This is a genomic window from Acinetobacter sp. S4397-1 (assembly GCF_024129285.1).
GTDB lineage: Bacteria > Pseudomonadota > Gammaproteobacteria > Pseudomonadales > Moraxellaceae > Acinetobacter > Acinetobacter lwoffii_C.
Genome location: NZ_JAMXXZ010000025.1, coordinates 25,841 through 40,583 on the forward strand (window position 1 = coordinate 25,841; position 14,743 = coordinate 40,583).

11 protein-coding genes are annotated in these 14,743 nt (G+C 41.1%); 3 read left to right on the forward strand and 8 right to left on the reverse strand.

What is annotated here, in order from left to right:
• Window positions 1–3: 3 nt before the first annotated feature.
• The 6 genes from NI467_RS11395 to NI467_RS11420 all read right to left on the reverse strand — a co-directional run bounded on the left by NI467_RS11395 (window position 4) and on the right by NI467_RS11420 (window position 8,491).
• On the reverse strand, window positions 4–981 hold the full coding sequence (locus NI467_RS11395) for a formylglycine-generating enzyme family protein (RefSeq protein ID WP_258170051.1): 978 nt from the start codon (window positions 979–981) through the stop codon (window positions 4–6).
• Between the two features lie 239 nt (window positions 982–1,220).
• Window positions 1,221–2,939: an arylsulfatase gene (locus tag NI467_RS11400; protein ID WP_253153020.1), complete on the reverse strand. Its 1,719-nt coding sequence runs from the start codon at window positions 2,937–2,939 to the stop codon at window positions 1,221–1,223.
• Window positions 2,940–2,980: 41 nt separating this feature from the next.
• A complete protein-coding gene (locus NI467_RS11405; RefSeq protein WP_127801136.1) occupies window positions 2,981–4,120 on the reverse strand; it encodes an acyl-CoA dehydrogenase family protein in 1,140 nt (379 codons plus the stop codon).
• 73 nt (window positions 4,121–4,193) lie between these two features.
• The gene (locus NI467_RS11410) at window positions 4,194–6,080 is read right to left on the reverse strand and encodes a feruloyl-CoA synthase (RefSeq protein WP_253153022.1); all 1,887 of its coding nucleotides are present in this window, start codon (window positions 6,078–6,080) and stop codon (window positions 4,194–4,196) included.
• Window positions 6,081–6,156: 76 nt separating this feature from the next.
• Window positions 6,157–7,608 carry an aldehyde dehydrogenase gene (locus NI467_RS11415; protein ID WP_253153024.1) on the reverse strand — a complete coding sequence of 484 codons (1,452 nt, stop codon included), beginning with the start codon at window positions 7,606–7,608 and terminating at the stop codon, window positions 6,157–6,159.
• A gap of 49 nt (window positions 7,609–7,657) precedes the next feature.
• On the reverse strand, window positions 7,658–8,491 hold the full coding sequence (locus NI467_RS11420) for a p-hydroxycinnamoyl CoA hydratase/lyase (protein ID WP_253153026.1): 834 nt from the start codon (window positions 8,489–8,491) through the stop codon (window positions 7,658–7,660).
• Window positions 8,492–8,753: 262 nt separating this feature from the next.
• Here NI467_RS11420 and mhpT point away from each other — a divergent pair, with 262 nt between their 5' ends.
• The 3 genes from mhpT to NI467_RS11435 all read left to right on the forward strand — a co-directional run bounded on the left by mhpT (window position 8,754) and on the right by NI467_RS11435 (window position 11,364).
• The gene (gene mhpT, locus NI467_RS11425; RefSeq protein WP_075168019.1) at window positions 8,754–9,992 is read left to right on the forward strand and encodes a 3-(3-hydroxy-phenyl)propionate transporter MhpT; all 1,239 of its coding nucleotides are present in this window, start codon (window positions 8,754–8,756) and stop codon (window positions 9,990–9,992) included.
• A gap of 71 nt (window positions 9,993–10,063) precedes the next feature.
• Window positions 10,064–10,510: a MarR family winged helix-turn-helix transcriptional regulator gene (locus tag NI467_RS11430; RefSeq protein ID WP_075168018.1), complete on the forward strand. Its 447-nt coding sequence runs from the start codon at window positions 10,064–10,066 to the stop codon at window positions 10,508–10,510.
• Window positions 10,511–10,674: 164 nt separating this feature from the next.
• On the forward strand, window positions 10,675–11,364 hold the full coding sequence (locus NI467_RS11435) for a GntR family transcriptional regulator (RefSeq protein ID WP_127801141.1): 690 nt from the start codon (window positions 10,675–10,677) through the stop codon (window positions 11,362–11,364).
• 108 nt (window positions 11,365–11,472) lie between these two features.
• Here NI467_RS11435 and NI467_RS11440 read toward each other — a convergent pair whose 3' ends face one another.
• Together NI467_RS11440 and NI467_RS11445 are read right to left on the reverse strand one after the other, a co-directional pair.
• A complete protein-coding gene (locus NI467_RS11440; RefSeq protein WP_127801142.1) occupies window positions 11,473–12,414 on the reverse strand; it encodes a PDR/VanB family oxidoreductase in 942 nt (313 codons plus the stop codon).
• A 57-nt stretch (window positions 12,415–12,471) separates the two neighbouring features.
• On the reverse strand, window positions 12,472–13,545 hold the full coding sequence (locus tag NI467_RS11445) for an aromatic ring-hydroxylating dioxygenase subunit alpha (protein ID WP_075168017.1): 1,074 nt from the start codon (window positions 13,543–13,545) through the stop codon (window positions 12,472–12,474).
• Between the last annotated feature and the right edge of the window lie 1,198 nt (window positions 13,546–14,743).

Genomic DNA, 14,743 nt, shown 5'->3' on the forward strand with positions numbered 1-14,743 from the left:
AAATTATTTGATGTTTTTTATGGTCCTAAAACCGACATGGCTAATGCCCAGATCGACCTCTTGTGCATGTCTGGCAGACGCCCGGTAACGCATGCAATAGTTGGAGGCACAGAGGAAAGAACCGCCCTTAATGGTGTATTGATTAAAGCTAGGCATTTGATGGGTATTGAGCTGATGCATGCCCATATGATCATCATGGGTTCCAGTAAAAGGGCTGTTAGTATATTCCCAGACATTGCCGATCATGTCGTACAAACCAAATCCATTGGCTTCATAACAGCCTACCGGTGCAACATCGACATAACCGTCTTTATTGTCATTCTGATAAGGAAACTCTCCCTGCCAGACATTGGCATTGATATGATCCAGATCGGCACTGACATCACGATGCTTGCTAAAGCCCTTGGCCGCATATTCCCACTGCTCCTCAGAAGGCAGCTCCCGACCCAGCCAGTCTGCATAGGCGATAGCATCTTTTAAAGTCACCATTCGGACCGGTTCATTCGGTTGTATTTTTCGGGTAGAATTCGCCCCCCATGGTTGTTTCCAGTTTGCGCCCTTGGTAAGCGACCACCATCCCAGTTCACGAACCTGCTGTTGCGGCGGGATAAACACAGCGGCCTCACCTTGCTGTTCAGCTTCAGTGACATAGCCAGTAGCATCGACGAAACTCTGGAATTGTGCATTGGTGACTTCAGTGGCATCCATCCAGAAGTCCGAAACTTTACGTTCGCTTTTATATAAAGAACGCTCCTCCGAGTAACTCTCGTTGTTGCCAATCTGAAAGGTTCCGCCCGGAATTTTCACCATACCTGCTTCCGGCTGCTTCTGCCAGTCCAGTGGCAGGCCGGAATATTTTTGGCACTGGCCCTGACTTCCCAGCGCAAGCTGCTGTTTGGCTTGCGGCACATTTTTAGGTGGTGTATCGCATGCACTAAGCAGTACTCCACTTGTGAAAATCATGTATTTAAAAATACTCATCGTCCTTGATTCCTTATTTTTTTAACTATTTAACCGCTGTACTGGAAAATCTAATATTTTCTCTTTTACTTACCAGTTCAGCCGTTCGAAATTAATCTTCGATGTTAAAAATAGTTAGACTATTTATAAGCTTACGATACGCTTAATTTCATCTCTTCATTAACCTCCACAAAGACTAATAGAGAAAAATGGTATGAAATATATAAAGATATCTTTCATGAAAATTACTCTCATTAAGGTTATTTAATTAAATTTTTTAAGGCTTCAGATTGAATACATTTTCCGTAAAAACAATTCATTTGACCATATTTATAGCGAATTGGTGCTTCTACAATCCCCACACGTTCAGCATAGGCCTCCCAGTCTTTTGCCAGTGCTGTGACTTTTTCCGGATTTTTTAGGGCGAGGTTAATACTGAAGCTTGGATCTAGTTTACGGTTATACAGTTCCCACTCACCTGTGCCATACGGCGGAGCCTGAAACTGGACGGCCCAATCACCTTTGTATAATGCGCGTCGACTATTAAATTCCCAACCTAAAGCACGTTCTGGTAAAGCCTTGTTTTTAAATACGGGGAGGAATGAGCGACCTTCCATCTTAATTAACTTATTACCATTGAAGGTATTCGGTCTTTTAGCACCGGTGAGTTCAAGTATAGTTGGAACAAAATCAATTACATGTAATGTCTCAGATTGAATTTGACCTGCTTGAATTTTATTTGGATAACGGATTATTGCTGGTACGTGAATACCGCCATTGGATAAGAGGCTCTTAAAATGAGGTAAAGGCGTCGAGGCAACTTGTGCCCATTGTGGCCCCAAAGTGACATAAGAGCCCTTTTTACCCATATTTTCAATGCTATTGTCTAATGTATTATCTATCCATTTCCGAACACTATTTTTATCTTCCGGTTTTCCTAAGGATTCAGGGGTGATAGCTTCTGCACCATTATCTGACATAAATAAAATCAGGGTATTATCCAGTTCACCGGTTTTTTTGAGATAGTCCACCACACGCCCGATGTTATGATCCATGTTATCAATCATGGCCGCATAAATCTGCATGGTTTTCACTTGATCCCGCTTCTGTGTTTCGCTCAGCTTATCCCAGGCAGGAAATGCATGCATCAGTGGGTTATTGATTTTGGTGCCTTTAGGCATGATGCCCAATTTGATCATTCGCTCCAGACGTGCCTGACGGATCTTTTCATAACCATCCTGATAGAAGTTTTCATATTTCTTCAGGTATTGATCGGGTGCCTGCAAAGGCCAATGCGGTGCCGTAAAGGCTAGATAACCAAAGAAAGGCTGATCATTTTTACGGTCATTTTCTAAATAAGAAATCAGTTGAGAGGTAAAGAAATCACTTGAAAAAAACTCTTTAGGCAGTGTAGTTTCTTTGCCATCTTCCAAATACCGAGCTGTATAATTACTTGGATATAATGGGGTGGCATCCAAATGTGCTGCTCCGCCCGGCATTAAGGTAAATGAACGATCAAAACCGCGAGCCTTGGCATGGCTATCTTCTGTTGCACCCAAGTGCCATTTTCCGCTAATGAATGAGGCATAACCTTTAGTTTTCAAAATTTCAGCAAGTGTCATGACCCGGTTATTTAAACGTCCTTCATAACCCAGTTTACCTTTCTGCTCAGGTTGTATATGTTCAGTCATCATACCAAAGCCGGCCTGATGGTTATCATTCCCGGTTAACAGCATGGAACGGGTCACCGAGCAGGTTGGCCCAGTATAAAAATTGGTCAGGACCGCTCCGTCTTTGGCCAGTTTTTTGAGGTTGGGTGTGGAAATCTCCCCGCCAAAAGGTTCGGTATCGGAAAAACCGAGGTCATCTGCCACAATCAGCAATACGTTTGGTTTTTTTGTTTCTGCAGCTTGTAAAAAAGATGCGCTTAATAAAGCTGGTATGGCAAGTGATGCGATTATAAATTTTTTGGTTGTCATAGTATTTCCCTTATATTATTAATCATGTAAAACTGTGACTCTTATTTCCCTAAGAGCTCACGGGCAACAATTTCTTTCATAATTTCGTTGGTTCCTCCATAAATTTTTTGCACACGTGCATCTACAAAGAAGCGTGAAATTGGATATTCCTGCATATAACCGTAGCCACCAAAAAGTTGCAGAAGTTGGTCAATCACTTCACATTGCGTATCCGTGATAAAACATTTCAAGGCCGCTACTTCACTGACACTCAGTGCATTTTGGCTATACAGTTGGCTGCAATGATCTACAAAAGATTGGGCAGCCAGAGCCTTGATTTTGGCTTGAGCTAAAACAAAACGGGTATTTTGGAACTGGGCCAAAGCCTGGCCAAAAGCTTTACGCTCTAAGACATATTCCCGGGTAATTTCAATAGCTCCCAGGATTGAACCGAGTGCCATTAGAGAAATGCTAAGGCGTTCACGAGGAAGTTCCTGCATTAGATAACTGAAGCCTTGACCTTCTTGACCTAAAAGTTGATTTTTAGGTACTTTAACCTGATCAAAAAAAAGTTCGGCAGTATCCTGAGCATGTAATCCAATTTTTTTCAGACTACGACCTTTCTTCACACCTTCTAAATGTGCATCGACCAGCAGGATGGAGATACCTTTGGCACGTGCCTGTGGGTCAGTTTTAGCTACCAATACAATTAGATCTGCATGTTGTCCATTAGAAATAAAGGTCTTTGAACCATCTACAACATAATGTTCATCTTTAAGAATGGCCTGAGTACGGATGGCTTGTAGATCAGAACCAGCATTAGCTTCAGTCATGGCAATTGCACTGACCACGTCACCAGACACCATTTTTGGTAACCAGTATTTTTTTTGTTCCTCAGATCCTATATTTTGAATATAAGGAGAAACGAGTTCGCTTTGTCCGCCTATAGCTACAGCCAGTGCTGTGAAACCGGCTTGCGCTGTTTCTTGTACCAGCATTTGCGAGTAATGTATCGGGGCACCAAAACCGCCGTATTCTTCAGGTACGTCAACACATAAAAAGCCATTTTCTCCAAGTCGATGCCAGATTTCGCGAGGAATTAAACCTTGTTCTTCCCAAGTTTCATAAAATGGTGCAACATGTTCTGCTAAAAAACGTTGATAATTATCACGAAATAGCTCGAAATCACTATCTTTTTGCATAGAATTATCCTTGATTTGGATGCAACTGCCCAAGCAGCGCTATAAAAAGCACTGCTAAATTCAGGGTAAGGGCTTATTGTTTAAGGGTTGGAATACGAATAATCAGTGGATTATTAACGTGTTTTTCATAAAGCTCCTGCACCATGGCAGCACGACGTTTTAAAATGCCACTCTGATTTAAGTTGCCTTTGTCAGTGGTTTCTCCGGCATCCAGCTGTGGAGCTTCTATCATTAAATACAGCATTGATACGGTATTTGAACTGCCAGTGGCGTCTTTATTGAAGTCCACCAGAAATTGTTTAAACCATTGCTGCACTTTAGGGTGGCTCAACACTTCTTGGGCCGTCGTGTGTTTAAGATCTAAACCGGCATGTTGAGCACAAGCTGAAAGTTTCGGAAAAATCAGAAAACCAATCGCATTCAGGTTAGAACCGGTAATGCAGACATCTTGAATCAGTAGATTGCCATTAATCAGGACTTTATTCCGTAAGGTGCCCACATTAACAAAGGTGCCGGTATTGAGTTTAAAGTCTTCGGCAATACGTCCGTCATACATAAGGCCTTGGCTTGGGTCGTTTGGATCAACAAGTTTTACAGCATCGCCGGTACGGTAAAACCCTTCTTCATCGAAAATATCAGCTTGTTGTTCTTGAGGCAGACGCCAATAATGTCTCATGACATTTTTGCCACGAACACAAAATTCAAGTTTATCGCCACATGGTGCCAGTTTGACTTCACAGCCCGGCGCTGGATAGCCAATAAAGCCTGCCATGACTTTAGGACCCGTAGTAAATACACAAGATGGCGCGGTTTCTGTCATGCCTAAGCCACTCATAATACGGATGCGTTCACCGCAATGGGCTTGTGCAATCTGATCTAGACGGTTCCAACCTGCTTCAGATAGTGCAGCTCCAGCAAAAAACAATACTTTGACACGGCTAAAGAATTTTTCACGGAGTTCAGCATCCTGTTCAAGTGCTACCGTGATTTCTTCCCAACCTTTCGGTACATTTAAATATACCGTTGGTGAAATTTCTTTCAGGTTACGAATAGTTTCATCCATTTTCCCTGGCACCGGTTTGCCATCATCAATATAAATCGTACCGCCATTATAGAGCGCAATTCCGACATTATGGCTCCCCCCGAAGGTATGATGCCATGCCAACCAATCGACCAAAATCGGTGGTGTTTCCTCAAATTCAGGGAAAGTTTGCAGCAACATTTGCTGATTAGTGCAGAGCATCAAATGTGTGGTCGGTACTGCCTTTGGCATTTTGGTCGAGCCAGAGGTAAATAAAAATTTGGCAATTTGATGTTCATCAATCGTTTCGTAGTGCGCTTTAATATCTGTAATTTCAGACTCAAGAAGCGTAGAGAAAGCAATACAAGTTTTTCCACCGAGTTTGCCAGAGTTTGTAACGACTTCAATATCATCAGCATTACGGCAGTGCTCAATGGCAGTAGCAAAATCCTCCCCATCATTGGCAAAAACTAAACCTGGCGTGAGGACATCAAAGACATGTTTGAGTTTGCCAAAATCTTTGGAAATTAAAGAATAAGCAGGGGAAATAGCTGAAAATGGGATCCCTGCAAGCATTGCGCCCATGGATAAGGTGAGGTGTTCGAGATCGTTACCAGACAAAATAACAATGGGACGTTCGGTCGATAAATGCGGATATTGTTTTAAGCTTTGGGCGATACGCCATGCACGATTCGCAGTTTCTGCATATGTCAGTTCAATCCATTGACCTGAACTATCACGTTTAGCAGCGAAGACACGGTTTGGGTATGTTTCTGCGTACTGTAATAAACGATCGGTCAATTTTTGCGGATAAGGCTTAAGTTGTTCTTTGAGAGAAATGTATAAGACGTCATTCTTATATTCAACATGTGTTTCATGACTGCCTAATTTAACAAATCGTTCAGGATGCTTATGTGATTGAACTGTCATGTGTGCCATTGTTATTACTCCATGTATTTTTATCTATTCTTTTTCAACGAAAAGAGTTGACTTCATGTCAACTCTCTTACTTTCGTTAAATTGGGTAGTGGCGTGGGCTGGTTTGTATGGTCACCCAACGTAATTCAGTAAACTCAGCCACAGAAACTTTACTGCCAAATCGTCCATAACCACTTTGTTTGACACCACCAAATGGCATTTGTGCCTCATCATGTACAGTGGCACCATTGATATGGCAGATACCGGATTCAATCCGTTTTGCTACGGCAAGCGCCTGTGCTAAATCTTGGCTAAACACGGCTGCTGACAAACCAAATTCAGAATCATTTGCCAATTCTACGGCGTCATCAACTGTTTTAAAGCGTTGTACTGTGCAGACAGGACCGAACGATTCTTCGGCATAAATCTGCATTTCTTTGGTGACATCAACCACTATTGTAGGTTGCATAATAGCACCTTCGATGTCCAAACCAAGTGGTAAATTTGCACCTTTTTCACGTGCATCTTCAATTAACTTCCCAATACGTTCAGCTGCTTTTAAGCTTTCCAGTACACCAAGTGGGGCATCACTCTCAAGTGGATTGCCAGCGCGAATAGTTTTGACCTTCGCCACGAGTTTTTCGATAAAGGAATCAGCAATTTTTTCATCAACAAGAACACGTTCTGTCGACATACAGATTTGACCCTGGTTAAAAAATGCACCGAAGGTCACGGCATTGACCGCTTCATCGATGTCAGCTTGATCAAGCACAATTACAGGTGCTTTTCCACCAAGTTCGAGCAGGACCGGTTTTAAATATTTTGCTGCTGTTTCAGCAATAATTCGGCCCACATGGGTTGAACCGGTAAAATTAATCCGTTTAGTTAGAGGGTGAGAGATCAGCCGCTCGACCACTTCTGGGGCATCTTGTGGAGCATGGGTAATGACATTCACAACGCCATCACCTAAACCTGCTTCATGAAGGACTTCGCCAATCAAACGATGGGTCGCTGGGCAAGATTCTGATGCCTTTAGAACTACGGTATTACCGCAAGCCAGTGGCATTGCCAAGGCACGGGTTGCCAGAATAATTGGTGCATTCCATGGTGCCATCCCGACGATAACACCACATGGTACTCGGATGCCCATAGCGATGTTGTCTGGAACATCCGAGGGAATAATGCTGCCATCAATCTGGGTCGTCATGGCAGCGGCTTCACGTAGCATATTGGCTGCAAGGTGAACATTAAAACCATACCATGTTGCAGTAGAACCAATTTCACGGATCGCGGTCTGAATAAAGAGTTCAGTCTTTTGATCCATCAGGTCCGCAGCTTTTAACAGACGTAAACGTCGCTCTGTTGGAGAAAGGGCAGACCAGCTTTGAAATGCCTGATGTGCCGATTCAATTGCACGATCGACATCGTCGCGTGTTGCGGCTGCACTGATCGAAGCCACGCTGCCATCGATGGGACTGATTCTTTCAAAAGTTTGTCCAGAACTTGCAGCAATTGATTGACCGTGAATTAGTAGTTCTACGTTTTGCATGGCGAATGTTTCCTTACATATCCATCTTAAAATAATTAATCACTCAGCATTAAGCCGGACGTTTATAGGCCTGCAGGCCTGGTTTGATAGATTTATCATCAAGGAACTGTTTAAGTCCTTGTTCACGGCCACCTTCATCATCACGATGGTTACACTGGTCAAGCTTCGCATATAAGTAATCTTCATTCTGTTCCCAGGTCAGTTCACGGCAACGCTTAAAGCCATTCTTCGCAGTACGTAGTACTACAGGGTTTTTCTCTAGCAGATTATTGGCAAGCTCAGTGACTTCAGCCTTAAGCTCTGCAAGAGGAACACTCTTATTGACCAAGCCCATTTCAGCAGCTTGCTGACCAGAGAAAGTTTTACCGGTCATGATGTAATACATTGAGGTGCGGTGACCCACGGTGTCAGCCATTGCTTTACTAACTAGGTTACCCGGTGGGATACCCCAATTAATTTCTGATAAACCGAAAGTGGCTTCGTCCGCAGCAATTGCAAGATCACAAGCGACCAGGGGAGAGAATCCACCACCGAAACACCAGCCATTTACCATGGCAATGGTTGGTTTCGAGTAGAAACGTAGTAAATGCCACTGCCAGCGCGAAGCATCACGACGAATACGTTCTTGGAAAATTTCAGGTTGGTTATCTACTTCCCGAAAATATTCTTTTAGATCCATACCCGCTGTCCATGAATCACCAGCGCCAGTCAAAACAAGTACTTTCGCTGCAGGGTCAAGTTCTAAGGTTTCAAGTACATCTATCATTTCTTTATTGAGTGTTGGACTCATTGCATTTTTCTTTTCTGGGCGATTTAAAGTAACCCATGCAATACCTGCATCAACTTGTACATCAACGGTTTCCCAGCGGTTTTGATAAGACATGCGTTGCTCCTTAATGTTTGTTTTATGTCCTGATAGGATTTAATTTAATATCAGTTAAACTTACATTCAAGTCTTATTTTGCATTTTTAAAAAATAATTTATAAGGCTATGTAATTTAATAAAATAAATATTTTAATTGTAAAAATATAAAAATACATATTGATTAAATTGTAAGTTTAGGTGATATTTTTTGAATTGCTTAGGACGGAAGGCAATACATAGGAAGTATATGAATTAAAAAATTCTAAAAGGACAATAACGAATGGAAAATAGTGTAAGTAGCAAAGGTAAAGCTACGCTTACACTCGTATTGTGTTTTGCAATTGCAGTGTTTGAGGGTTTTGATCTTCAATCGATGGGCGTTGCAGCACCACGGATGCGAGCGGAGTTTGGCCTGGACAATGCCCAAATGGCATGGGCATTCAGTGCAGCAATTTTGGGAACCTTACCAGGCGCAATCATTGGTGGACGGTTTGCAGACAAAATCGGGCGTAAAGCAGTTTTGTTAACAAGTATTTTAGTTTTTGGTGTTATGTCGGTGTTAACCGCCTATGCAGCAGACTATACCTTGTTACTGATTATTCGTTTCTTGACCGGTCTTGGGATGGGTGGTGCATTGCCAATGATGATTATTATGGCATCGGAAGCTGTGTCGGAGAAACATAAAGGGATTGCTGTCAGTATTATGTACAGTGGTATTCCATTTGGCGGTATGTTGACCTCATTTGTCGCGATGGCACTTGCAGGTGATGCGCAGTGGCGGCATATCTTCTATGTGGGTGGTTTTGCCCCGATTTTATTAATTCCTTTATTAATTAAATTCTTACCTGAATCGAAAGACTATTTGACAGCGGCGCAGCAAAAAACTTCGACACCATTCTTTGAAGTGCTGTTTGCCAAAGAACGTCGTTTCTCTACCATTCAGATCTGGGTCAGTTTCTTCTTTACCCTTGTGGTGCTGTATTTCCTGCTCAACTGGTTACCTCTGTTAATGGGTGCACAAGGCCTAGGTAAGACGGAAGCAAACTATGTTCAGATTGGCTATAATATTGGCGGTATATTTGGTTCGATTTTAATGGGCGTCTTGCTAGATAAAATTCGAATGAGTACTACGGTCAAACTGATTTACATTGGTATTCTAGTCTCGCTGTGTTGTCTGGCTATTTCACCAACCGTGGCATTACTTGTATTATCTGCTGTCGGATGTGGTCTATTTATTGTCGGTGGTCAGTCTGCATTGTATGGTCTTGCAGCCATGTTCTACCCAACTGAAATGCGTGGAACAGGGGTTGGTGCAGCAGTTGCAGTTGGTCGAATTGGTTCTTTTGCCGGGCCTCTTTTCGCAGGTATGCTGTTATCGCTCGGTTCAAGTTCAGCGATGGTCATTGGTGCAAGTATTCCACTGATTTTAATGGCAATGATCGCAGCGTTACTTTTGGTCCGTAAATCAAAAGTTTCACGGCAGGTCTCTGTATTAAATACGTCAACTCAAACTCAGTAATGTGATGACTTAAGTATGGCCAATTTGGCCATACTTTTTAATAGTTAGAATTTAAGGTTGAATTAAGTATTATGGAACATCAGTTAAATCAACTGCCAACCCTGAGCTATATGATAGCTCGTGTTGATCGTATTATCAGTAAATTACTGAATGAACGCTTAAAGCCTTTAGATATTACTTTGCCTCAGTTCACAGCATTGTCAGTACTCGCGGCAAAAGGAAATCTCTCCAATGCCAAACTGGCGGAGCGTTCTTTTATCAAACCCCAATCAACTAATAAAATTCTACAGGATTTATTAAGTAGCGGCTGGATTAGTAAGGAATCGGACCCCTCTCATGGTCGTCGTATTCTTGTCAATGTCACTCAAGCAGGATTAAATAAATTAAGTGAGTGTCGGGCAGTCGTTCAGGAACTGGAACAAACGATGCTAAAAGGCGTGGATATTAATCTAGCCTTTTTGATCAGGAATAATCTTGAAATCATGGCCACTAATTTACAGCATTTTCAAGAAGAATAATTTTTTACATCATCAGGTCGGATTTGAGTTCGTCTAGCTAATTTTCAATGTCTATTCTTGAGGAAGCAACAACTTAATAAGCTGAATAGGATCTTCATGACTTCTGTTGAATTATTTTCATGCACCCGCTAGCATCAGTACACATATTATAAATGAGTAAGTCCATGTCATCAGGTCAGCAAGTACTGATTGAACTAAGAAAAATGATTATTTCAGGTGAAATTCCGGGCGGTGCTCGCATGGCTGAAATTCCAACAGCAGAAATGCTTGGAGTTTCACGTCAACCGGTGCGTATGGCATTTAAACTGCTTGAGCAAGAAGGATTATTATTAAAAAATCCAACCCGAGGCTATACAGTTAGAGAAATTTCGCCCAAGTTGATTCAGGATGCACTTGAAGTGCGAGGAGTACTTGAAGGTCTGGCAGCAAAAAAATTGGCAGAAAAAGGGCTAAGTACGCAGCAAAAAGATCAGTTAATGCAGTGCATTATTCAAATAGAGCCAATATTTAAAAAAACTGAACTAAGTAATGAGGATATTGAAATCTATCATTATTACAATACCATTTTTCATAATACGATTATTCAAGGCTCAGATAATATCGCTATTGTACAGGCTCTGAGTAAGAATAATCAGCTACCCATGGCTTCTGCCCAAGCCTTAACTTATGATAAAAATAATCCGCTCTCAGAAATTCGCCGTCTGCATCATGCCCATATTCAACACTGTGCCATTTTCAATGCTTTAAAAAATCGTGATTCGGCACGAGCAGAGAGTCTGATGCGTGAACATAGCCATGTAGTCACTCTGGGCGATATGATACGTTCTATTTTTAATTCACATGTGCATTCCTAAGGTTAAGCCTTTTCTTTAAATAAAAAAATCCCTTCTGAGGGTGCAGAAGGGTGGAAAGTGGAGAAAGATTAAACTGCTAGTTTTAATGAGATAGCAGTTTTTTATTTTTTAAAGATCAATAACTAGCATTTCAGATTTTGCACGTGAGCAGCATGGAGTAAATTGATCTTGTGCCGCCTGTTCTTCTTCAGTTAAATACATATCCCGGTGGTCAATTTCACCCTCTACTACCTTCACTAAGCAGGTACCACAAATACCCTGTTCGCAAGAAACAGGAATACTTACCCCAGCAGCTTCAAGTGCTTGTACAGCTGTTTGGTCTTGTGCAACATGGATCAGTTGGCCGGTTTTTTGAACTTTAATAGTGAAACTACCATCTTCACTGGTATCAATTGTTGGTGCACTAAAGTGTTCTTTATGAATATGCGTCTCAGGCCAGGATTGCTGTTGGGCAGTCTGTATCACGAAATCCATAAAACCTTGTGGACCACATACATAAACATGATGTGCTAAGTCAGACTGAGCAAGCGCACTTAGTAAGTTGCAATGTGTGGCGGCTTCATCATCAATGTGCAGATGAACTGAATCACCGAGAAGATTGAGATCCTCATGAAAAGCCACTGCCGAACGGGTTTTAACAAAGTAAAACAGCTTGAAAGATTTGTTCAGTCGTTTTAACTCTTTGGCCATTGCCAGAATTGGTGTAATTCCAATCCCGCCTGCACATAGGACTGCATGTTCAAGCTCTGTATTCAACTCAAACAGGTTACGGGGTTCACTAATCTGAATGCGTTGCCCCACCTGTAACTGTTCATGCATAAAGCGTGAGCCACCACGCGAGTTGGGATCATTCAGTACACCAATCACGTAGCGATGCTGCTCACTACTGCAATTCGCCAGTGAGTATTGGCGAATTAAGCCTTCGCCCATATGTACATCAATATGAGCACCTGCTTTAAAAGGAGGTAGAGGCTCCCCATTACAACTCATGAGCTCAAATGAATTTATTTGAGAATTGTGTTGATGGATCTGATGAATGGTCACTTCCATGTTAGTGCCGCTCCTAAAATTTAAAAAATCAAAATACTGTTCTAAAACTTTAACTATTTAACCAAGCGTGACTGACGGAATCTGCTCTTTGCCTGCAATCTCGTTAACCTGTTCTTGGCTAATCAGACGATCAATCACTTTGCGCGCTTGCACTCCGCCTGCATCAATATTCAGCATCAGCAACTTGCGGTCAGGGTAGCGGAGCAGGTTTTGTTGTTGCTGTTCCAGCATGTCCAGATCTTCAGAGAAAATCTTGCCTTGTCCTTCACGTATCTGATCTGTCAGTTCCGCATTCTCTGGCTGGAAGTGACGGGCCATACCCCAGAAATACCAGTGAGAGGTTTCTGTTTCAGGCGTAATAAAGTCCACCACAATAGAAGATACTTTATGCTCGGCAGCTGCCTGATAGCCACCTTTACCTGCATGTGCTACGCCAACTTCAATATGAACATTACTTGGCGCAAAGAAATGACAGATCTGCCAGCGGTCTACTGGAACATCATCAGCCAGATTGTTGCCTCTTAATGCCATTTGCCAGAATGGAGGTGCATAGATATTTTCCATATGGCGTTCTGTAATGACATGATCTCCATCTATACGAGTAGTAGGTGCTGCTTCATCAATTTCTTTTTGTCCAATACTGGCTGAGTGAACATAAGTTTCATGAGTAAGATCCATTAGATTGTCAATCATCAGACGATAATCGCAATTGATGTGGAACAATCCACCACCATATGCCCATTCAGGATTATCTGCCCATTCAAGTTCAGGTAACTGATCTTCACTTGCAAGTGACTGGTCACCTGGCCATACCCAGATAAAACCAAATTTCTCTACAACACTGAAACTCTTGTTACATGGAAAACCACGAACACGCTGTCCAGGCATAGCAACTGTCTTGCCATCACAGCCCATAACTAAGCCGTGATAACCACAAACTAGATTGCCATCCTCTACAAAGCCTAAAGAGAGTGGAGCACCGCGATGTGGGCAGAAGTCTTCTACTGCATAGACCTTATTTTCTTTACCACGATAAAACACCATTTTTTCACCACAGATCTGACGACCTAATGGCTTTTCGATAACTTCTTCAGGACGCGCTGCCACATACCAAGCATTTTTAATGAACATATTCTGATCTCCTTATCAATTGGATCCAATTTATGACTATTTATGCGAATAGTCAATATAAAATGTACAATAAAAGTATAAATTGGATCCATTTATAGTGTTGAGGGGCTTTGTTGCACAAAGATTTCATAACTACATGATTTTAAGAGTTTTGACTATTTTTTAATCTAAAATTAAATTTATTTAAATCAGATGCTTACATATTTATGCAACAAAGCCTATCAGCGTCACGCGACACATAAGTTGTCATTTCCGATTAAATAATATCAATGAGTTATAGAATTGAGTGACAATCAATGACATTAGTTAGTGACACATAAGTTGTCATTTTTTTAATAATATTATTCAATAACTTAATAAAAATGTTTCATAATTCTGGGGGGCAAACTTAATTAGGATTGTTAGATGGATTGAGTGTAACTACGTATTGGATGGATCTTTCACGTTTAGAAGCAGAATATTCTAAAATCAAAGTAATTAAAGATGTTCGACTTGTAGAGGCTTTGTTGCATAAATATGTAAGCATCTGATTTAAATAAATTTAATTTTGGATTAAAAAATAATCAAAACTTTTAAAATCATATAGTTATGAAATCTTTGTGCAACAAAGCCCCTTTTAATTAGAGTATCAGCTACATTCGAAGAGTAATGCTCTATACCTTTTAATCAAGGAATCACAGACTTTTAAACGAAAGAAAAGTTAAAAAATTTAGAATAGTTTTTTTGTTATCTAATTGTAAATTAAATTATGCATGTTTTATCTAAAATCGTACGTAAATTTTAGGATCCTAGACTGATAAAGTTAATAAATGAATAGGTCATTACGAAGAATTTCAGTTTATCGCCGAAGTTCTTATTTCACTGCATTATTAAGTTGTATATTTGGCAGGAGTTGGATTCGTACATAACAATCATGTGATTATAGAATTTACAGGTCATAACGAAATAAATGCTAATATTAAATAAAGCACTGATTTAAAGAAATTATTTAGTGACATTACATCTGTCGCAAATGACAACTCATCTGTCATTTGACGCTATCAGAAATAATGAACAAGTTAGCAGGTGTATCGGATTTAACATAATCCCTATTATACGCAATACACTTGTAAGCCCAAAATAGAAATGTCCGGTTTCTCCAAAGTAAAAATGTCCGCTTTTAGAATATGCATTTTTGCAATTTCCTTAGCGGACGGTT